Here is a 21,069-nt window from a genome sequence, read left to right on the forward strand (position 1 = left end):
GGCCTTTTTGTTGTCAGCGGTTTGGCTCAGGGGGCCGGGTAGATGGTGTTGCCCTGAAACACGGTCTGCTCGACCCGGGTGTCGGCAATCTGCTCCGGCGTGCCGGCTTCGACCAGGGCGAACAGATCCCGGTCGAGCACGATGAAATCGGCGGATTTACCCGCCTCGATGGAGCCGGTGATCTTCCCCTGACGCACCGCCCTGGCACCGTTGATGGTGTAGGCGGCCAGCATCTCGGCCAGCGAGATGCGCTGGCTGGCGCGAAATGCATCGTCGCTGCCGGCCGCCCGCACGATGCCGGCGGCCATGTTTTCAAACGGGCGGGGATCCCGGCTGTCGACCGGCGCGTCGCTGCCCGCCACCAGGATGGCGCCCGCCTTGCGGCTGCTCTCGACCGGATAGAGGGCTTGGTGCAGATAACCCAGCGGATCGTAGAGCGCCTCGCTCAGGGACTGGCCGGCCCTGGTTGGTTGGATGAAGGGGGTGACCAGCATGTCGTAGGCAAGCTGGGGCGTGGTCCAGGCGTAGGTGAAGGTGAGGTAGAGCCCGAGCTCGCCGAGGCGGCGCTGATCGTCCGGGTGCACCACCTGCAGGTGGGCCAGGGTGTGGGGGATGCCTCGGTCGCCGTTGCTGGCGCGGGCGGCGGCCAGCGCATCGAGCCCGACCCGGGTGCTGCGATCACCGATGCTGTGCATGTGGATGCCAAAACCCGCCCCGTCCAGCGCGGTGACGTAGCGTTTCAGGTCTGCCTCCCGGTAGTTGACGATGCCGTTGCTGCCGGCGTCTTCGCTGTCGGCGGTGATGGTGACCCGGCCGCTGTCCGGATCCAGCGCCAGATGGGGGTTCTGGTAGTTCTCCAGCATGCCGGCGTTGGGCAGGAAAGGCGGTGCGGTGAAGGGATCCCCCTCCAGCACCCCGTCGAGGAAGATCTTGACCGCATCGGCCTTGATCAGCGGGTTGCCGGCAAAGGCGCTTCTGACCTGAGTGGCCTTGGCCAGGTGCCCCTCAATGTCCAGCTTGCCGCTGTAGTCATCTTCGTGAAAGCAGGTGGCGGCGGTGATGCGCATCTGCAGCAGCCCCCGTGCCTGCATGCTGAGCAGGCGCTGGCGGATGAAGTCGGTGGCGCAGGCGTCCTGCACGCCGGTGATGCCGCGCGAGGCCATCAGGGTAGCGATGGCCGGCAGGATCTGCTCGTACTGGGTGGCGGCCCGCTCGTCGCTGGCGCTCAGCACCCCGCTGTCCGGCACCGGGATGGCGCTGCGGGCCCCCTCCCGGATGACGCCGCTGGTCAAGTCCACATAGGGGATGAACCGCTCGAACACCCCGCCCGGCGCCAATGTGCCGAGGTTGAAGCCCACCTGATTGCCATCCTGATCTTCGGCGCTGGCCAGTGCCTGCGAGTTGTAGGCACTGGCGTGACCGTCCGCCCCGAGCAGCACCACCGGATTGTCCGGCGCCACGGCATCCAGGGCGGCCAGCAGGGTGGCATGGCTGGCGGTCGGGGTATTGCCGTCATAGGGGGACCACTGATTGACCACTAGCCACTCGCCCGGTTGTGCGGCGTAGCGGGGCAGACACGCCTTGACCTTGGCAGCCAGCTGATCGAGATCGACGGCCTGACCATCCAGATCGCACATGGGCAGGGCCACGGTGCCGAGCAGGTGGATGTGGTTGTCGTGCAGCCCCGGCAGCACCATGCGCCCCTGCAGATCCACCTGGCGGGTGGCGTTGGTCATGAAGGATTCGGCCCCCTGGCGCGAGCCGACGTAGCGGAACTTGCCATCCTCGACCACCATGGCCTCGGCCAGGCTGCGCTGGTCGTCCTGGGTGTGAATCTTGCCGTTGAAGTAGAGGGTGCTGGTCGGTTCCTGCGAGCGGTTGTCCTGCTGGCAGCCGCCGAGCAGGACTGTTATCAGCAGGGCGACAAGCCCCCGGCGGTGGTTGTGTTGTTTGCCATCCATTGCGTGCTCTCCTTGTATGATTGCAGTGATTACTGCAAATATGAGCACAGTTGTTTATTGCAGCTGTGCCGGGAAATGCCAGTGATTACTGCACTTTTTTTGACTTGTGTTGAGTCTGTCTCATCATGTAGTGATGAGACTCGGTGACCATGGAGGGAAAGACGCAATGGCGGAACACGCATTGCCAGAGGGGCTCTGCATGCGGCGTCAGCCGCGGCAGCAGCGCAGTCAGGAGGTAGCGACCCGCATCGAGCAGGCCACCCTGGCGCTGCTGCGGGAGCAGGGGTTCGCGGCGCTCAACACCAATGCCATCGCCGCCCGCGCCGGGGTGGGCATCAAGTCGCTCTATCACCTCTATCCCAACAAGGAGGCGATCATCTGCCGGCTGGCGATGGACTGGCTGGCGGCGGTGTGCGAGGCGCAGGCGGCGATCCGCCAGCAGGCCGACGACTGGCCGCAGACCCTGGCGATGCTGGATCAGGCGCTGGACGCACTGGATGAGCGCTTCGTCGGCTACGGGGCCCTGTGGCAGGCGATGGATCTCATCCCGGCCCTGCACGGGCTCGAGCAGGAGCACGAGCGCGGTCAGCTGGCATTCTGGCACGAACGGCTGCGCCATTTTGGCTGCCGCTGGCCCGAACCCGAGCTCACCAGCCTGATCCGCTACTTCTACCGGACGGCGGATGTGGTCAAGCAGTGCGCCAAGGAGCAGGGGCGCCTGGGGGATCCCATCTGGCTGCTCCATCGCCACTGGCTGCAGCAACTGGTGGCGAGCGCCATCGCCGAGCCGGATCCCGCCAGAGTGTGGCAAGCGCTGCCCACCCTGATGCCGGGCGGTGCGGCGGCAGAGGCTGAATAAACCGCGCTGGGGTCAAAACAAACTGCGGTCAAAACAAACTGGGGTCAAAACAAGAGGGAGTGCCAGGCACTCCCTCTTTGGGATGAAACGCGAAGAGACGGAGGAGAAGTCTCAGCCGTAGCGGGCCAGGGTGAGCCCTTCGTCGCTGATGGCTGTGTCGCTGCCGCTGATGAGATCGCACAGCAGCTGGCCCGAGCCCGCCGCCATGGTCCAGCCCAGGGTGCCATGGCCGGTGTTGAGCCAGAGGCCGGGGATGGGGCTTGGGCCCACCAGCGGGGTGCCGTCCGGCGTCATGGGGCGCAGCCCGGTCCAGAAGTCGGCGCGGCTGATGTCGCCCCCCTCGGGGAAGAGATCGCCGACCACCATGGCCAGGGTGTCGTGCCGTTTCGGGTTGAGGGCCAGGTTGTAACCTGACAGCTCCGCCATGCCGCCGACCCGGATCCGCTCGTCGAAACGGGTGATGGCCACCTTGTAGGTTTCGTCCAGCACGGTACTGCGCGGCGAGGCCTCGGCGTTGATCATCGGCAGGGTGAGGGAGTAGCCCTTGACCGGGTAGACGGGCAGATCGAGCCCGAGCGGGCGCAGGAACCCGGTGGCATAGCTGCCGAGGGCACAGACGATGGCGTCGGCCTTGAAGCGCTGCTCGCCGGCCCGCACCGCCACGGCGCGTCCCTGCGCCAGCTCGATCTCGTCGATGGCGCAGTTGAACACGAACTTGACCCCCAGTCGCTGCGCTTCTGCAGCCATGGCCTTGGTGAAGCGGAAGCAGTCGCCGGTCTCATCGCCCGGCAGGCGCAGGCCGCCCACTATCTTGCCGCGTACCCGGGCCAGCGCCGGCTCTGCCCCTTCACAGCCAGCGGCATCGAGGGACTGGTAGGGCACGCCATACTCTTCCAGCACCTCGATGTCGCGCTTGCTGGCATCGAGCTGGGCCTGACTGCGAAACAGCTGCAGGGTGCCGAGCTGGCGCCCTTCATAATCGATGCTCAGCTCGTCGCGCAGCAGCTTCATGCAGTCGCGGCTGTATTCGGCTAGACGCACCATGCGCCCCTTGTTGACCGCATAGGCCGCCGGGGTGCAGTTGGCAAACATCTTCAGCATCCAGCGCAGCTGGAAGGGATCCGAGGTCGGTCGCACCGTGAAGGGGGCATGCTTTTGCAGCAGCCACTTGGCGGCCTTGAGGGGAATGCCGGGGGCCGCCCAGGGGGCCGCGTAACCGGGGGAGATCTGGCCGGCATTGGCGTGGCTGGTTTCAAGGGCCACTCCGTCACGCCGTTCCAGCAGGGTCACCTTGTGACCCGCCTTGGCCAGATACCAGGCGCTGGTCACGCCGACCACGCCACCACCGAGTACCACTATGTCCATCTTGTCTCTCCTTGACTGGGGCCCTCACCTTAATCAGCCGCCACAGGATATTCAACTGGTGTAGATATAATTGGGATATATATCTATTTACATTTATTTAACTGGTTTTCAATGTTGAAAAGTGTGGACTTGTTGGTATTAGCTGTGGCAGTCAGAGCTGCTCCAGCCGGATCAGGTACTGCTCCGCCGTCCCTAGGATGGCGTGCTGCTGTTCGGCGGCCTGGCCATCCCAGTTGGCATAGGGCAGGGCGAGACGAGGGTTGCTGCCAAGTTTGTCCCGGTTGCGCCATAAAAAGTGCCAGTAGAGGCTGTTGAACGGGCAACTCCCGTCGCCGCTGCGGGCTTTCACCTGATAGTGGCACCCCTTGCAGTAGTGGCCCATTCGCTCTAGATAGGCGCCGCTGCTGGCGTAGGGCTTGCTGCCCATCAGGCCACCATCGGCAAACTGGCTCATGCCACGGGTGTTGGGCAGCTCCACCCACTCGATGGCATCCACATAGATGCCGAGATACCAGGCATCCACCTCGTCAGGATCGATCCCCGCCAGCAGGGCAAAGTTGCCGGTCACCATCAGCCGCTGGATATGGTGGGCGTAGGCGTGCTTCAGAGACTGGCCAATGGCGTGACGCACGCAGGCCATCCTGGTTTCACCGCTCCAGAAAAAACCGGGCAGCGGCCGCTCGGCCCCGAGAAAATTGGTCTGCTGATAGGCGGGCATCTTTTCCCAGTAGAGGGCGCGTACGAATTCGCGCCAGCCGAGGATCTGGCGAATAAAGCCCTCCACTTGCGCCAGGGTGATAGTGTCCTGATTGGCCTGCCAGTGGGCTTCGGCGGCGCGGATCACCTCAAGCGGGTGGAGCATCTTGCTGTTGAGGGAAAACGACAGGCGGCTGTGAAACAGGCTCCAGCCTCGCTCGCTCAGGGCATCCTGATTGCGGCCAAAGTGGGGCAGGCAGTGGGCCAGAAAATGGGCCAGTAGCTCGCGGCTCTGGCGCCGGCTGATGGGCCAGGGCAGTCTGCTGACATCTGCCTCGCCGATGGTGCTGACCCCGTGACGGGTCAGCATGGCATCGATGTCGCTCACCTCGTTGGCAAAGGTGAGGGGGGCCGGGATGGGCTGGCTCGCCGGCAATTTGGCGCGGTTCTCATCATCAAAGTTCCAGCGCCCGCCAAGGGGTTGGCCGCGCTCATCGAGCAGCACCCGGTATTGCTTTCGCAGGGCGCGGTAGAAGAACTCCATCCGGCTGTGGGGGTAGCGCTGCCAGCCATCGCGGGGGGTGAGAAAATGTTCGCTTTCCACCTCGGTGGCAGGGATGGCAAGGCCTGCCGCCCATGCTTGCAACTGGCTGGCGAGGCGCCACTCGTCCGGGCTCTGCCAGGCAACGCTGTCGGCCTGATGTGTTTCGAGCTGATCCTCCAGCAAGCCGGGCAAGTCGGGCCAGCGGGCGCTCTCATCGAGGGTCAGGTAACAGACGCGGTGGCCCGCTTGGGTGAGTGCCGCCGCGAAGGCGCGCATGGCGGCAAAGAAGGCCAGCACCTTCTGGCGGTGGTGGCGGCAGTAGTCGGTCTCCTGGCGCAGCTCCGCCATCAGATAGCAGACCGCCGGATCCGGGGTGCGAAACCAGCTGTGACCGGCGTTCAGCTGATCGCCGAGCACGAGGCGCAGCTCCATTAGACATGCTCCCCGTTATGTTGATGACTGCAATGACGAGCGTGGCGACAGCGCTCGCTGCAGTAGCGAACCTCCTCCCAGCAATTTGCCCACTTGCGCCGCCAGCTGAAGGGGCGTTGGCAGACGGGGCAGATCTTCTCGGGCAGATGGGCTTTGCGATGCATGGGACTTCCGATGGTTGGCAAGGGAGCGGCGTGAACAGGGTCAAGTCAACGGGATAACAGCTTAACGAAGCGGGGCGCGGGTGGGATCACCGTTGCCGGTATCGAGTCGGAAGAATGGACGCTTTGTGAGCAGGCGCACAGCCCGACTGTGCGCCTCTTGTCTGCCAATTAACCTGCCGTTAACGTGGCGAGGCTGCCCGCTGGCAGCACCCATCAATGGATCTTATTGGACCGACTGTTTACAACCGACATGGAGGGGAGTGATGCCAATCGTGACAGCTACGCCCCGGGCAGCCTGCCTGCTCGCCCACTGGTACACCCGGGATCCCATTCTGACCCTCGACTTTCCTCACCGCTGATTGGCGGCACCCGCCGTTTGAATTTGTCAGCCGGACGACTCTGATCGCCCCGGCCTCTTTGCCTATCCCAATTTCAAACACACTGGCCTTGTGTCGGTGAGGAGTCTTTTATGCGTCGTATACCCGAGCCGTTTCGTATCAAGATGGTCGAGCCCATCAAACAGACCACTGGCGCCGAGCGCCGCGCCGCCCTCGAGGCCGCTGGCTGGAACCCTTTCCTGCTGCTGGCCGAGGATGTCTATATCGATCTGCTGACCGATAGCGGCACCGGTACCATGTCTGATCGTCAGTGGGCCGGCATCATGATGGGGGACGAAGCCTATGCGGGCAGCCGCAACTTTGTCGAGCTGGAGCGCGCGGTGCGCGAGATCTTTGGCTATCAGCATGTGATACCTACCCACCAGGGGCGCGGGGCCGAGCAGATCCTCTTCCCCGAGCTGGTCAAGCGCTGCCAGGGCAAGGCGCCGGTCTTCATCTCCAACTACCACTTCGATACCACCAAGGCCCACGTGGAGTTGGCCGGGGCGCGGGCCATCAACCTGCTCACTCCGAAAGCCCTCGACACCACGGCCCCCTACGCCTGGAAGGGGGATTTTGATCTCCCTCGCCTGAACGACACCATCGAAACCCTGGGGGCGGGCAACGTGGCCGGCATCATCATCACGGTCACTTGCAACAGCGCCGGCGGCCAGCCGGTCTCCATGGCCAATATGGAAGCGGTCTCGACGCTGGCCCGTCGCCACCATATTCCGGTGGTGATCGATGCCGCCCGCTTTGCCGAGAACGCCTGGTTTATCAAGGAGCGGGATCCGGCCTATGCCAAGCGCAGCATCAAGGAGATAGTGCGCCAGATGTTTGCGCTGGGGGACATCTTCACCATGTCGGCCAAGAAGGACGGGCTGGTCAATATCGGCGGGCTCTGCTGCTTCAAGGAAGATCTCGAGCTGTTCCGCGCGGTACAGGTGCGCTGCGTGGCGATGGAGGGATTCGTCACCTATGGCGGCCTCGCCGGACGGGACATGGCGGCGCTCGCCATCGGCCTGTGCGAGGGGATGGATGAGGAGTATCTCACCTATCGCATCAGTCAGGTGGCCTATCTCGGCGAGCGGCTGGCCGAGGCGGGCATCCCCATCCAGACCCCCACCGGTGGCCATGCGGTGTTTGTGGATGCCAAAAAGCTGCTGCCCCATATTCCGGCCGAGCAGTTCCCGGCCCACGCGCTCGCCTGCGCGCTCTATCTGGAAGGGGGCGTGCGCGGGGTGGAGATTGGCTCCCTGCTGCTCGGGCGCGATCCCGCCACCGGCAAGCAGGAGGCGGCGGACTTCGAGCTGCTGCGGCTCACCATTCCGCGCCGGGTCTACACCCGGGATCACATGGACTATGTGGCCGACTGCCTGATCGCGGTGAAAGCGCGGGCCAGCGACATTCGCGGGCTCACCTTTGACTACGAGCCGCCGCTGCTGCGCCACTTCACCGCGCGGCTCAAGCCGGTCTGATTGCCATCACCTTGAGGATTGGTCACGACATAAAAAGAAGCCCGCATATGCGGGCTTCTTTGTGGGCGGCAATCACGATGGCTTATTGGGTGATGGGGGCCGCGTCGGGTTTGGCCAGCAGCTGCTCGACGTCGTCGATCACCTTGAGGGCCGCCTGGGGGCCGCCGGTGGAGGTCCACAGGGATCCGTCCACGGCGCCGAAGCGCTTGCTCTTGATGGCGCCGAGCTGCTGGAAGGCCGGGGTCTGCTCGGCCTGCCTCATGGCATCCACCGCATCGCCGCTGGCGCTGAGGGTGCCGATCACCAGCCAGTCGCCGTCCAGCAGGTTGAGGGATTCGAGGCTCAGAGCCGGGGAGTGGGGGGTCTTGTCACCGATCTGGTGGGTCGGCCGGGTCAGCCCCATCTCTTCCACCACGCTGCTGGCGAAGGTGCCGCTGTGCATGTAGCTCGGGCCCTTGGGGTTCCAGCGCACTATGCTCAGGCGCTCGCCCTGATGCTTGGCAAGCTTGCTGCGGGCTTCCTGCAGGCGGGCGTCATACTGGGCGAGGAAGGTTTTGGCTTCGGCGTCCCGGTTCAGCACGTGGGCGCTGCGATTGAAGATCTCTTTCCAGGAGTCACCCCAGTTGCCGGTGACCACGGTGGGGGCGATCTCCTTGAGCAGGGCCAGCAGCTCGGGCTTGGTCTGGCCGGTGAGGATGAGGTCGGGTTCCAGATCGATCAGCTTCTCCAGGTTGGGATTGTCCAGATCGCCGACCACGGCGATCTCCTTGCCCGCCTGTTGCAGCAGGTAGCGGGGCAGGGTGGACTGGCCACGGCCATTGACGGTGCCGACCGGTTGCAGCCCCAGGGTCAGGGCGCTGTCCAGATCGATTTCGCTCAGTACCACCACCCGCTTGGGCTGGGCCGGTACGACCTGGGTCTTGCCGTCGGCATCGGTCACCTGACGGGTCTCGCTGCCGGCCTGTGCCTGGAAGCCGACCAGGCTGGCCAGCATCAGCACGGCAGCCAGGGGAGAGGAGATCTTCATCGTTACATCCTTCTTGGTGAAATCATTGGGACACTGGGCCCCAAACGGGCGAACTCATGCTACCACAAATTCAAATGATAAGAATTGTCATTTGTGTTTGTGGCGTGAGGAGGGCGCGGTTTGCTACCATGCGGGCTCACCAACCAAGGGCTCTTCGTGATGTTGATTGCCACTGCGCCAGCCTGTTCACTGGATCGCTTTATCGTGCAGGCTGACAGCCTGCCGCTACCCGGCGCGGCGCACATGGCGCTGCAACGGATCTGCTTTGACCCCGCCGCCTTCACCCCGGCCTGTTACGACGCGGCCGGCATGGTGCTGCCCGCCAGCTTGCAGCGCGCGGTCCCCAAGCGGCTGGGGGAGTTTCTGGCCGGCCGGCTGGCGGCGCGCCGGGCCTTGCACCCCTTTGGTCTGGGCCAGCAGCAGGTGAGCATCGGGGCCGCCCGCGAACCCTGCTGGCCTGCGGGGTTTGAGGGCAGCATCAGCCACAGCCTGTTGCAGGGGCGCGGCATGGCGCTGTGCGCGGTGCGCCCGGGTCGGGCGGGAATGGGGCTGGATCTGGAAGGCTGGCTGGCAGAGGGGCAGGCGAGCGAGCTCTGGCCCGGCATTGCCAGCGGGGAGGAGTGGGTCCGGCTGGCGGCCGCTGCCCCTGCCATCGGCCTGAGCAGGGCTGAGGCGCTCACCTTGATCTTCTCGGCCAAGGAGAGCCTGTTCAAGGCGCTCTACCCCAGTGTGGGGCGCTATTTTGACTTTCTCGATGCCCGCTGGCTGACCATGACGGAGCAGACCCTCACCGTCGAACTGGTGGGTGGGCTGACCCCGACACTGCCCGCCGGTTGGCGCTGCACTGTGTACTGGCAGCCAATGTACTGGCAGGCACTGCATTGGCAAACAGGGCACTGGCAAACACGGCCGGGCGGGGTGCTCACCAGCCTGCTGCTGTGAGTGGCGGTGCGCCGAGACACAAGCATAAAAAACCGCCTCTCGGCGGTTTTTTGATGGGGCTCAGGCCGGTTGGCGCATGGCAAAGGCGTGCGGCCTGCGGCGCGGCACTATGATGGGGGCGCCGTCGCCGGGGGCGTGCAGTATGTCCACGTCGGTCTGGTAGAGGCGGTCGATGAGGGACTTGGTCACCACCTCGCGGGCCGGCCCCATGGCCTGGATGCCGCCATCCCCCAGCGCGATCAGCTCGTCGCAGTAGCGGGCGGCGGTGGCGAGATCGTGGATGACGATGAGCACCGTCTTGCCCTCGGCGGTGATCTGGTGGATGGCCTCCATCACCTCGGTCTGGTGGCCGATGTCGAGGGCGCTGGTGGGCTCATCCAGCAGGATGATGTCTGCATCCTGGGCCAGCACCATGGCGAGCCACACCCGCTGGGCCTGGCCGCCGGAGAGGGAGCTGGCGCTCTGCTGCAGAATGTCGCCCAGTTGCATCCGCTCGCAGGCCCAGCGCACCATGCGCGCATCCTCCTCGCTCCACTGATTGAACCAGCCCTGATGGGGATGGCGGCCGTACTGCACCAGCTGCTCGACCTGGATGCCGGCGGGCACCAGCGGGCGCTGGGGCAGGTAGGCGAGCTCGCGGGCCAGCGCCTTCTTGCCGTAGCTGGCCAGCGGCTTGCCCTTGAGCAGGATCTCGCCGGCTTGTTGCTGCTCCTGGCCTGCCAGGAGTTTGAGCAGGGTGGACTTGCCGCCGCCGTTGGGGCCGACGATCCCCACCAGCTTGCCCTGGGGAATGGTGAAGGAGATGTCGTTGAAGACGGGCTTGTGCTGATAGCCAAATTGCAGGTGATTGATGGTGAGCGTCATCAGGCGGCCCTCGGTCTGTCTTGAAAATGGATGAATGGCATCGTCAGTCGGCCTTCTGGCGGTCTTTGAGCAGGATGAACAGCAGCAACAGGCCGCCGAGAATACGGGTCATGATGCCGGTGGCCACCTCGTGGGGGCTGGCCAGCACCCGCACCAGGGTATCGCTGGCCAGCAGCAGCAGGGCGCCGCACAGGGCGGCAATCCACAGCGGCACGATGCGATCCCGGCTGAGCCAGGAGGCGAGCACCGGGGCCGCCATGGCGATGAACACCACGGGGCCGCCGATGGCGGTGCCGAGCGCCGCCACGACGATGGCCTGGGCCAGCACGCCGAGCTGCACCCGATTGACGTTCACCCCCAGACTCTGGGCGGTGACGGGGCCCAGACGCAGTACGCCCAGGGCCCGGGAGAGATAAATGATCCAAGGGCAGACCAGCAGGATCAGGATCCCCACCGGCAGCACAGTGCTGTAGCCCTGGCCGACGAAGTTGCCCATGTTCCACAGGTAGAGGCTGGTGAGGTGCACCAGCGACTGGGTGGACATCACGAACTGGCCGATGGCGTTCATCAGCTCGGAGACGCCGATGCCGATCACCACGAACAGGTAGCCCTGCTCCCCCGGCTTGTTGCACAGGGCATAGAGCACGGCGGCGGCAAACAGGGCGCCCAGCGGCGCGGCCCACCAGGGCCAGCTGCCGAGGGTCAGGTAGAGGGAGAAGGCGATGATGGCCAGGGAGGCCCCCTCGTTGACCCCGATCATGTCCGGGGTGGCGAGGCGGTTGCGAATGAGGGTCTGCACCAGGCAGCCGGAGAGACCCATGGCCGCTCCCGCCACCAGCACGGCGACGATGCGCGGCAGCCGGATCTTGAAGACGGTCACCTCGCTCAGCCGGTTGCCCTCGCCAAGCAGGGTCTGGATCACCCCCAGCATGGTGAGTTTGCCGGAGCCCAGGGTCAGCGCCAGCAAGGAGAGCAGCACCAGGGCGACCAAGAGCCCCAGCGTGATCAGCCAGGCACGACGGTGCAGCAACAGGGTACGGCTGCCAACGCGCAGGCAGACGGTGCCGGTGGGAAGCGCCGTGGTGAGGGAGGGATGGATGGAATTGTTCATGAGGCAGGCAACCTTATTTGACGGCCAGCAGGGAGCGGAAGCCGCCGCTGCGCACCACCAGGATGAGCACGGGGGCACCGATCAGCGCCAGGATCACCCCGTTGGGCAGCTCGAACGGCTGGATCAGCCAGCGCGCTAGGATGTCGGCACCGAGCAGAAACAGCACGCCGAACAGGGCGGAGAAGCGCACCTGAATGGCGAGGCGCACCGGCTCCACCAAGCGGGCGCAGTAGGCGGCGAGAAAACCGACGAAGCCGATGGGACCGGCGATGGCGATGGCGCAGGCGGTAAACAGGGTGGCGGCCAGGAGCACGCCGATGCGCACCCGGGTCGGCCGGATGCCGAGCGCCAGCGCCTGATTGTCCCCCATCTGCATCAGGGTGAGCTGACGGCAGAGCGCCAGGGTCAGCAGCAGGCCGAGCAGGGCAAAGGGCATCACGGTGAGCACCGCATCGAGATCCGAGGCGGCCAGCGACCCCAGATTCCAGAAACGGAACTGCTCCAGCACCACCTGGTTGGAGAGCAGCAGGAAGTTGGAGAGGCCGCCGAAGGTGGCGGAGAGGGCGACCCCCACCAGGATGAGCTTGAGGGGGTTGGAGCGCCCCACCATCAGGCCGAGGCCGAGCACGATGAGGTTGCCGAGCAGGGCCCCCATGCCGGACCAGAGCAGGTAACCGTAGGCGGATTCGACGCCAAAATAGGTGAGGCCGATCACCAGGGCGAACACGGCGCCGGCGTTGACCCCGAGCAGGCCGGGTTCGGCCAGCGGATTGCGGGTGGCGCTTTGCAGCATGGAGGCCGCCAGCGCAAGACAGACGCCCACCACCAGGGCACACAGGGTGCGGGGCAGACGCAGGGTATGAACGATCATGGCGAGCTTTTCATCGGCCATGAGGGCGGGATCGCCCAGCAGAAATCCGGCGACCTCGCGGCCACCATAGACACCGGCGCCGGTGGCCAGTGAGAGACAGATGAGCAGGAACAGGAGAACCACTCCCAGCCAGAACAGGTGTGTTTGGTGTCTGTGCACCCGGCTACTCCTTCACGTCGAGGCAATAACAGCAGAAAAGGGAGCCCTGACGGGCTCCCTGCGGGGTTTACAGCTTGTAATCCACGCCGGCGTAGACGGTACGACCTTCCAGAATGAAGTCGGCGTCGGTGGCGACCTGGTCACGCTTGGTGTTGGTGAGGTTGGTGATGCCCAGCTTGAAGTCGAGCGCCGGGGTGACCTTCCACTTGGTGTTGACGTCCAGGGTCTGGTAGCTGTCGGACTTGAGCGCCTGGGAGTTGTGCATCGGCACCTTGATGAACTGGCTGCCCACGTACTGCCAGGCCAGGTTGGTGCTGACGATCTCGGTGGCCTGCCAATCCAGGCTCAGGTTGCCGGTGTGATCCGGGGTCTTGGCCAGATCGTCGCCGGTGCTCTTGTCTTCGGAGTCCAGCATGGTCCAGTTGCCGGTCAGCTTGAGGTCGTCCATCACATCGACCCAGCCGGTCAGCTCCAGCCCCTTGACCCGGGCCTTCTTGACGTTGAGGTAGGTCATCACGGTCGGACGGTAGCCCGGGCCCCACTGATCGCTCTGGATCAGATCCTCGATGTCGTTGTGGAAGCCGGTGAGGCCGGCGCCGAAGCGATCGGCTTCATAGGCGGTGCCCAGCTCGTAGCTGACGGCAGTTTCCGGTTTCAGGTCCGGGTTGCCGATCACCTTGCAGGCGCCGCGGCAGGCGGTGGTGGCGAAGCCTTCGCTGGACTGGGCCAGGGTCGGGGCCTTGAACGCCTTGCCGGCGCCGCCCTTGATCACCCACTCGTCGCTCAGTTTGTAGAGCGCATAGGCGCGCGGACTGAACTCGTTGCCATAGGTCTCGTGGTGATCCAGACGACCGGAGAGGGTCAGCGCCAGATCCCCCAGGCTGAACTCGTCCTGCAGGTAGAGGGCGCTCTGGCTCGCATCCACGCTGCCGCTGGTGATGCTGCGGCTGTGCTCCAGCTCGGTCTTGCGGAATTCCGCGCCTGAGGTCAGCAGGTGATCCCCGAGGTAGCCGCTCAGCTGGCCGTCGACCGTGTGGTTGGTCTGGGTGACATCGGCGGCGCCGCCGTTGAGCTGAGAGTCATCCATCAGATCGGTCTGCTCGAAGTAGTAGCGGGCCCGGCTGTCGAAGTGCTCCCAACGACCGTTGTGGGTCAGCCCCAAGCTCAGGCGATCGAGTTTTTGCACGTTGTGCGGGGTAGCCGGGGCGGTGGGGGCACGCGGCACGTTGTTGAAATAGCTGTCCATGTCGTTCTGGTTGTAGCCCAGATCGAACTCCACATCCTGGTTGTCGGCCACCAGCCACTTCAGGCTGGAGAGCATGTTGACCACTTCCCGTTTCTCCAGCGCATCGGCGTCCGGGTTGTTGGACTGATCGCTGTGCCAGCGGTCGCGCTGATAGCCTTCCACCACCAGGCTGCCGAGCAGCTTGTTGTCGATCAGGGCGCCGGAGACGAAGGCGTTGCCACGGTTGGCATCACCACCATCACCCTTGGTGGGCATGCTGTGGGTGTAGCCGAAGGCTGCCTCGGTCTGCTCCTTGGCCTGGCGCAGGATCACGTTGACCACGCCGCCGAGGGCGTCGGCGCCATAGAGGGAGGAGACGGGACCGCGGATCACCTCGATGCGCTCGATGGCGGCCATGGGGATGGAGCTCAAGTCGAAGTCATTGCCAAACGAGCTGCCCAGGGTTTCGCGGGCGTTGACCCGCTTGCCGTTGATCAGCAGCAGGGTGTAGTCGCCGCCCATGCCGCGGATCTTGATCTCGCTGCGGCCGGTGGGGTTGGTGCCGATGATGTTGACGCCGGGCACGTGCTTGAGCGCTTCGCCGACGTTGTTGGCGTTCATCTTGTCCAGATCGGCGCGGGTTACCACAGAGACGCTGGCCGGGGCGGAGAGTTCGGTGTGCTGGGTCTGGGTGGCGGTAACCACCATGGTCTCGTTGGCCTTGACCGCTTCGGCCTGGGCCAGGCCCGGCAAGGCAAGCAGGCCGAGGGAGAGCAAAATCGGGTTCAAGCGAAATACGCCAGGCTGCAACTGCATAGTCAAAACTCCATGAATAAAACAGAGGTTATGGGGTCCGGCTCTGGGGCCGGTGGCTCACTGACTTCCTTGTCTGGCGGTGCCAGACTCGGGGTTATTGTTATTCCTTGTCTGTGCCAGCCCCTTGAGCAGGAGCCAGACACCGCCGCAGGCCAGCAGGCCGCAGCCGATATTGATCCAGGCCAGATGGGCAAATCCGTGCAGCACGCCGCTCTCATCCGACACCAGCAACCTGGCGGAGAGCAGGCTGCCGAGCCCGGCCGCCACATTGGTGACCGTGCCCTGAAAAGACATGAAGGCGGCGCGCTGATGCGGGGCCGGGATGGAGGCCGTGATGGCGAGGGTGGTGCTAGAGCGGGCCGAGCTCAGCGCCATGAAGAGGGTGAACAGCAGGTAGACGGGCACGCCGACCGGCATGGCGAAACCGAGCAATGTGATCAGCGCCAGCAGCAGGCTGGTGATCAGGATGGCGGCCTGGGCCCGGCCCTGATCAATCCAGCTGCCGCACAGCCGCATGGTGGCCATGCTGGCAAGGCCGCCGCACAGATAGAGGGCGGCGATCTGCTCGCGCGGGAACGCCAGGTTGAACTGGAAGTAGTTGGCAAAGTGCGGGATCAGCAGGAAGTGACCGAACATCTGCAAACAGAGGATGAACAGGGCGCCCTGGCAGAGCGGGGAGGCCAGCAACTGACGCAGGCCGCTGCCGTGAGGGGCGCGGCTGACCGGCAGCGAAGGCAGCAGGGTAGCGCAGAGCAGGGCCAGCAGCAGGCCGCAGACGCCAAACAGCAGGAAGGGGCTCTGCCAGCCAAACCACTGGGCCAGCACCAGGGCGATGGGCACCACCAGGATGGCGGCCAGCGAGAACGCCATGCCCACGTAGGCGAGGCGACGGCCCCGCTCGGCCGGCGGCACCAGATCCAGCACGGCTGCCATCAGGATGGCGGCGAGCGGCCCGGCCACACAGCCCGACAGGACGAACAGTACCAGCAGCTGCTGGCTGTTTTGCACCAGGGCGCAGGCCATCAGCAGCAGAAAACGCAAGGTGAGCAGTACCAGCAGGGCGGGCTTTCGGTTGACCCGATCGAGCCAGGGGGCGGCGATGAGCCCCATCAGGGCGGCTCCCAGGGTGGCACCACCGCTGAAGTAGCCGGTCTGCTCCGGCAGCATGCCGAGGCTGATGACCAGATCCGGCCCGAGCGGCATCACCATCATCATGCTGCCCATGGAGAGCATGTTGACAAGCAGGGCCAGGTGGATGGCGGCGGGGGTGGTGGTCACTGGCTTCATCGACGGCAAGCTCAAAAAAATGAGACCGAATTGTATCCGAGCGATTTTTTCGTGACAACAAATGGTAATCATTTTTATTTGTGTTATTTGATCTGTCTCCGCTCTTTTCATAGAAAAATGAAGGGCCTGACCTTCATGGCGCTTGCCACTCACGGGCAAAATCATTGAAAAGCGGGGCGGATGGCCCATGATGACGAGGTGATGAGCAGGCCATGATCTGGTTGGCCGCCGAGTGGGACGGGAGGAGAAGATGAGAAGATCGCGCGAGTTTGGATTCTGGCTGCTGTGGGGGCTCTGGTGCCTGCCGCTGTGGGCCGAGGTGAAGGTGATCCCGGTATTCGAGACCCAGGCGGCTGTGCAGACCCTCAAGGATCTCTATCCGGAGCTGGGGGTGAGCGCCATGGGTAACCAGTTGGTGCTGAGCGGCAGCGCCGCCCAGCTGCAGGAGGCCGAAGCGGCGCTGGCCAAATTCAACCAGCCGCCCCAGAGCCTGCTCATCGAGTGGCGGGTGGATGGCGCTTCCAGCAGTCAGCAGGCCGGGGTGGGGCTGGGCCGGGATGCCACCAAGCGACAGTGGTTGCTGGAGGGCAATGCCCAGCAGTATCAGCGCAGCCAGAACGACAGCTGGCAGGTACGCGGCCTGTCGGGTCGGCCGGTGCTATTGCAGATGGGCACCTATCAACCGGTCACCTTTTATCAGTGGCGTGGAGGCCAGGTGGTGGGGCTGATGCCGCTGGTGAACGGCCTCTATGCCACCGCCACCCTGATTGGCGACAGAGTACAGATAGCGCTTAGCAGCGAGCAGGCCAGGTTGGAGCAGGGCACCATCAACCGGGGGCAGAGCGCCACCGAGGTGAGCGGTGCCCCCGGTCAGTGGCTGACGGTGGGGGAGCTCTCCACCAGCGCGGCGCAGCAGGGCAGCAGCCTGGGCACCCAGTTGCAGGGGGGCAGTGGCAGTCAGAGCGATCGCCAGACCCTGCAGATCCGGGTCACGCGCCAGTGAGGCACCTGGTTGATCAGCTCGCCCCTCGGGTGACTGGTCATCTGGGTTGAACCTGGCTGATCAGTTGCCGGCGTGGGGCTGATCGGCCGCGTATTCACGCAGCTGGCGGCTGCGCAGCAGATACCAGAGTGACCAGAGGGTAGCGACCAGCACCAGGGCGGTGGGCCAGCTGAACGACCACTTCTGCAGATTGAGGCTGTGCAGTTGCATCAGCAGGCCACTGACGGCAGAGCAGAGCAGCAGCAATGGGCTGTGGCGCCTGAGCCAGGCCCGGAGGCTGCGGGTCTGCTGATAGGTGCCGCCGCAGGCGAGCAGCGCCAGTATGGCGGGCACGTCGGTCAGCAGGCTGATGTAGAGGGCGAGCCGGTCCGGATAGAAGAGGGTCAGGATGGCGCTGCCGCTCTCGCGGGTGACGCCGGCCATCAGAAACAGCCAGACCGAGCGGGTCAGCAAGAGGGCGATGGGCCAGAACCAGAGCGGGGGACGCAACTGGCCGTGATCGTCATATCGGTGTTCGGGGTAGAGGGTCATGGTTGCCCGGGGTCGTCTGTGCAAAGGATGAAGGGGATATGGGGCGAAGGGGGGCCCTTTGCAAGGCGGGCGAGGGGCGGGAATTAATCGGGGGGCCATGCCCCCCAATCCGCTTATCTCTTTTGGTGCCGGGTCACCGGCGTCACAGCCAGCCTTTTCGCTTGAAGAAGAGGCCTGTGCCGAGCGATGACATCACCATCAGCACCAGCGAGAGTGGATAGCCGTACTCCCAGGCGAGCTCCGGCATGCGGCCGAAGTTCATGCCGTAGATGCTGGCGATCAGCGTCGGCGGCAGGAAGATGACCGCGGCCACCGAGAAGATCTTGATCACCTTGTTCTGCTCCAGGTTGGTGACCCCCATGGAGGCTTCCAGCTGGAAGTTGATCTTGTCGAACAGGAACTGGGTGTGGGGCAGCAGGGACTCCACGTCGTGCAGCATCTCGTCGATCCACTTGTTCTGCTCGTTGCTCATCCGCTGGCGCAGGCTGCGCTTCAAGAAGCGCAGGGCGCGACGGGTATCGTGCAGGGAGAGACGGATCTGGCCGTTGGCCTCTTCCTGAGCCATCAACTCCTTGAGCATGGGATTGATCTGATCCGGCTCGAAGATCTGATCGGCGGTGTTTTCCAGGGTCTTGTAGCCATCTTCGATGAGATCGGAGAGGTATTCGACTTTCAGATTCTGCACCTCTAGCAGGATGTCGAGGGCGTCCTCCACCTCCAGCCGATCCTGACGCATGTAGTGGCGCAGCAGGCGCACCAGGCCGATGTCATCTTCGCGGATGCTGATCAGCAGGTTGTTGCGCAGGGTAAAGGAGACGTGGACACCCTTGGTGTCTCGGCCGATCCGCTGGGGAAACAGGGAGTGAATGTGCAGACCGTCGGTATCCCAGTAGAAACGGGCGGATGCTTCGATGTCATCCAGCTCCTCCTTGTCGGGAACCTCTTCCAGAAACAGGCCCGTCAACCATTCTCGTTCCGCCGTGTCCGGCTTGTAGGCATCCAGCCAGACGGTGTTGTCAGGCACTATGTCGTCAGGCCCGAGCGTGACTATGTCCAGTACCTTGTTATTGAGAATGTAGGCGGTGATCATCTGTCCCCCCTTAAGAAGTCATGGGTAATCAGGGATGGTTGCACAGGTCATGCGGCCTTAGAGCGCGTAGAAAGCGATCCCGTGGACAAGCTGAACGGGCCGATGGAAAACCTGAATGCGGCGAACTATACAGGGGCGGGCCGCGCTTGTCAGGGCCTATTCATCGGAGGTTCAGCCTGTTCGCTCAAAAAAACAGCGAGGTCGGAGCAGCCACGCCGACCTCGCAACGGGCGATCCCGGCGCCGCCTCCTTTATTCCCCCTGGTATGTGGGAGGAGTCGGGCTCACCGGCCGGGATGGCGGGCTGCCGAGCGCCCTGCGACAGCCCTCGGCCGCGCGCCGGAAACCGCCTCTATTTGATGTGTTGGGGCTGAGCATTTTTGTTGTCTGAACAGGTCTGCGCAGGTCTGCATGGGCAAGCCTGTTACATGTTGGGATAGTTGGGGCCACAGCCGCCCTGCGGCGGCGTCCAGACTATGTTCTAGGCTGTACATCCTTGTTATCTGCGCAGGTCTGCATGGGCAAGCCTGTTACATATTGGGATAGTTGGGGCCAGAGCCGCCTTGCGGCGGCGTCCAGATGATGTTCTGGCTCGGATCCTTGATGTCGCAGGTCTTGCAGTGGATGCAGTTGGCCGCGTTGATCTGCAGGCGGGGCAGGCTCTCTGAACCCAGGATCTCGAACACCCCGGCCGGGCAGTAGCGCTGGGCGGGTTCGGCCCAGGTGGGCAGGTTGACCGCCACCGGGATAGTCTCATCCTGTAGCTTGAGATGGCAGGGCTGGTCCTCGTCGTGGCTGGTGTTGGCGAGGTAGACAGACGAGAGCTTGTCGAAGCTGAGCCTGCCGTCCGGCTTGGGGTAGTCGATGGGCTGGCAGCGGCTGGCCATGCGCAGCTGGCGGTAGTCCGGCTCCTTGTCCAGCAGGGTGAACGGCGACGAGCGAGCAAACAGCCGCTGCTCCAGCCAGTTGAAGGCGCCACCGAGCCAGGGGCCCCAGCGGTGCAGGGCGGCGCCGAAGTTGCGCGCTGTTTTCAGCTCCAAGGCCAGCCAGCTCTGTTGCAGCGCATCGCCGTATTCGGCCAGATCCCGGCCCCCTTCATCGCCACCGCGCAGACTCATGGCGACGGTCTTGGCCGCCAGCATGCCGGACTTCATGGCGGTGTGGATCCCCTTGATGCGGGAGAAGTCGAGGGTGCCGGCATCGCAACCGATGATCAGGCCGCCGGGAAAGTGCATGCGGGGCAGGGAGTGCCAGCCCCCCTTGGCGATGGCGCGGGCGCCGTAGCTGATGCGCTCGCCCCCCTGCAAAGCCGCGGCGATGAGCGGGTGATGCTTGAGGCGCTGGAACTCGTCAAACGGGCTGAGCCAGGGGTTGCGGTAGTTGAGATCGACGATGAGACCGACCGCCACCTGATCCTGCTCCAGATGGTAGAGATAGAAGCCGCCCTGACTCTTGTCTTCCTTCCCCTCAGAGAGCGGCCAGCCACTGCCGTGCAGCACCCGGCCCGGTTTGCCCTGGCCGGGGGGGAGCTGCCACAGCTCCTTGAAGCCGATGGCGTAATGCTGCGGCTGGGCGGCGTTTTCCAGCTGAAAGTCGGCGATCAGCTGCTTGCCGAGATGGCCGCGCGCCCCTTCGGCAAACAGGGTGTAGCGACCGAGCAGCGCCATGCCGGGCACGTGATCCGCTTTCGGATTGCCAGCCCGATCCAGCCCGAGATCGCCGGTGATCACACCCTTGACCCGTCCCGCTTCCATGATGAGTTCGCTTGCGGTAAAACCCGGGTATATTTCGACTCCCAGCTGCTCGGCCTGCTGACCGAGCCAGCGACAGAGGTTGCCGAGGCTGATGATGCGGCTGCCCTCGTTGTGCATGCGTGGCGGCACCGCCCAGTTGGGCAGTTGCAGGGCGCGGCTGTCGCTTTGCAGCAGGTGCACCTGATCGTCGTTGACCTCGACCCCGAGCGGGGCCTGTTGCCAGCTCTCTGGCAGCAGCTCCTTGAGGGCGACGGGATCCAGCAGAGCTCCGGAGAGCAGATGGGCGCCGATCTCAGCCCCCTTCTCCAGCAGACAGACCGACAGCTCGGCATTGTGTTGTTTGAGGGCGATGGCGGCACTGAGTCCCGCCGGGCCGCCACCGACGATGACGACATCAAATTCCATTGCTTCGCGTTCCATCTTGCCTCTGTGCTCGACTTGGCCTAGGGTAGTGCTGGTAGTTTACGTAAACGTAAAGTAAATGTAAGCAAAAAAATGTGAGGGTTTTCATGGA

The 21,069-nt window shown here is 64.4% G+C and carries 17 protein-coding genes; 4 read left to right on the plus strand and 13 right to left on the minus strand.

Annotated features, from left to right (window positions below; genetic code table 11):
• Positions 1-26: 26 nt before the first annotated feature.
• Positions 27-1,961 (minus strand): amidohydrolase, encoded by a 1,935-nt coding sequence (locus PG899_RS02930; protein WP_077096497.1) that lies wholly within the window; start codon positions 1,959-1,961, stop codon positions 27-29.
• Between the two features lie 166 nt (positions 1,962-2,127).
• Between PG899_RS02930 and PG899_RS02935 the strand changes: the two genes are divergently transcribed.
• On the plus strand, positions 2,128-2,820 hold the full coding sequence (locus PG899_RS02935; protein WP_179101441.1) for a TetR/AcrR family transcriptional regulator: 693 nt from the start codon (positions 2,128-2,130) through the stop codon (positions 2,818-2,820).
• A 111-nt stretch (positions 2,821-2,931) separates the two neighbouring features.
• Here PG899_RS02935 and PG899_RS02940 read toward each other — a convergent pair whose 3' ends face one another.
• From PG899_RS02940 to PG899_RS02950, 3 genes are all read right to left on the minus strand, one after another.
• Complete coding sequence (locus tag PG899_RS02940) at positions 2,932-4,185, minus strand: D-amino acid dehydrogenase (RefSeq protein WP_011705831.1); 1,254 nt, start codon at positions 4,183-4,185, stop codon at positions 2,932-2,934.
• 151 nt (positions 4,186-4,336) lie between these two features.
• Positions 4,337-5,857, minus strand: a complete 1,521-nt coding sequence (locus tag PG899_RS02945; protein WP_077096496.1) for a cryptochrome/photolyase family protein — start codon at positions 5,855-5,857, stop codon at positions 4,337-4,339.
• Complete coding sequence (locus tag PG899_RS02950) at positions 5,857-6,021, minus strand: DUF2256 domain-containing protein (protein WP_077096495.1); 165 nt, start codon at positions 6,019-6,021, stop codon at positions 5,857-5,859. The genes PG899_RS02945 and PG899_RS02950 overlap by 1 nt, the downstream gene beginning before the upstream one ends.
• 469 nt (positions 6,022-6,490) lie before the next feature.
• On the opposite strand from PG899_RS02950, the gene PG899_RS02955 reads away from it, so the two are divergent.
• The gene (locus PG899_RS02955) at positions 6,491-7,876 is read left to right on the plus strand and encodes a tryptophanase (RefSeq protein ID WP_077096494.1); all 1,386 of its coding nucleotides are present in this window, start codon (positions 6,491-6,493) and stop codon (positions 7,874-7,876) included.
• An 82-nt stretch (positions 7,877-7,958) separates the two neighbouring features.
• Here the strand turns inward: PG899_RS02955 and PG899_RS02960 are convergent, their stop codons facing one another.
• Complete coding sequence (locus tag PG899_RS02960) at positions 7,959-8,903, minus strand: amonabactin ABC transporter substrate-binding protein (RefSeq protein ID WP_077096493.1); 945 nt, start codon at positions 8,901-8,903, stop codon at positions 7,959-7,961.
• A gap of 156 nt (positions 8,904-9,059) precedes the next feature.
• Between PG899_RS02960 and amoD the strand changes: the two genes are divergently transcribed.
• Positions 9,060-9,845, plus strand: coding sequence for an amonabactin biosynthesis phosphopantetheinyl transferase AmoD (gene amoD / locus PG899_RS02965; protein WP_077096518.1), 786 nt, complete (start codon positions 9,060-9,062; stop codon positions 9,843-9,845).
• Between the two features lie 60 nt (positions 9,846-9,905).
• Here the strand turns inward: amoD and PG899_RS02970 are convergent, their stop codons facing one another.
• From PG899_RS02970 to PG899_RS02990, 5 genes are all read right to left on the minus strand, one after another.
• Entirely contained in the window at positions 9,906-10,709 is an 804-nt protein-coding gene (locus PG899_RS02970; RefSeq protein WP_016350955.1) for an amonabactin ABC transporter ATP-binding protein, read from the minus strand.
• A 43-nt stretch (positions 10,710-10,752) separates the two neighbouring features.
• Positions 10,753-11,820, minus strand: a complete 1,068-nt coding sequence (locus PG899_RS02975; RefSeq protein ID WP_039213545.1) for an amonabactin ABC transporter permease subunit 1 — start codon at positions 11,818-11,820, stop codon at positions 10,753-10,755.
• 13 nt (positions 11,821-11,833) lie between these two features.
• Positions 11,834-12,850, minus strand: coding sequence for an amonabactin ABC transporter permease subunit 2 (locus tag PG899_RS02980; protein ID WP_011705838.1), 1,017 nt, complete (start codon positions 12,848-12,850; stop codon positions 11,834-11,836).
• 67 nt (positions 12,851-12,917) lie between these two features.
• Positions 12,918-14,891, minus strand: coding sequence for a siderophore amonabactin TonB-dependent receptor (locus PG899_RS02985; RefSeq protein ID WP_077096491.1), 1,974 nt, complete (start codon positions 14,889-14,891; stop codon positions 12,918-12,920).
• A 57-nt stretch (positions 14,892-14,948) separates the two neighbouring features.
• Positions 14,949-16,178 (minus strand): siderophore amonabactin export MFS transporter, encoded by a 1,230-nt coding sequence (locus PG899_RS02990; RefSeq protein WP_026080106.1) that lies wholly within the window; start codon positions 16,176-16,178, stop codon positions 14,949-14,951.
• A gap of 250 nt (positions 16,179-16,428) precedes the next feature.
• Between PG899_RS02990 and PG899_RS02995 the strand changes: the two genes are divergently transcribed.
• Entirely contained in the window at positions 16,429-17,181 is a 753-nt protein-coding gene (locus PG899_RS02995; protein ID WP_077096489.1) for a hypothetical protein, read from the plus strand.
• Between the two features lie 60 nt (positions 17,182-17,241).
• Here the strand turns inward: PG899_RS02995 and PG899_RS03000 are convergent, their stop codons facing one another.
• From PG899_RS03000 to PG899_RS03010, 3 genes are all read right to left on the minus strand, one after another.
• The gene (locus PG899_RS03000) at positions 17,242-17,712 is read right to left on the minus strand and encodes a DUF2919 domain-containing protein (RefSeq protein WP_024943989.1); all 471 of its coding nucleotides are present in this window, start codon (positions 17,710-17,712) and stop codon (positions 17,242-17,244) included.
• Positions 17,713-17,854: 142 nt separating this feature from the next.
• Entirely contained in the window at positions 17,855-18,802 is a 948-nt protein-coding gene (gene corA, locus PG899_RS03005) for a magnesium/cobalt transporter CorA (RefSeq protein WP_011705843.1), read from the minus strand.
• A 529-nt stretch (positions 18,803-19,331) separates the two neighbouring features.
• The gene (locus PG899_RS03010; protein ID WP_077097234.1) at positions 19,332-20,975 is read right to left on the minus strand and encodes an electron transfer flavoprotein-ubiquinone oxidoreductase; all 1,644 of its coding nucleotides are present in this window, start codon (positions 20,973-20,975) and stop codon (positions 19,332-19,334) included.
• Positions 20,976-21,069 lie beyond the last annotated feature (94 nt).

The organism is Aeromonas sp. QDB39, assembly GCF_027707585.1.
Classification (GTDB): Bacteria; Pseudomonadota; Gammaproteobacteria; order Enterobacterales; family Aeromonadaceae; genus Aeromonas; species Aeromonas hydrophila.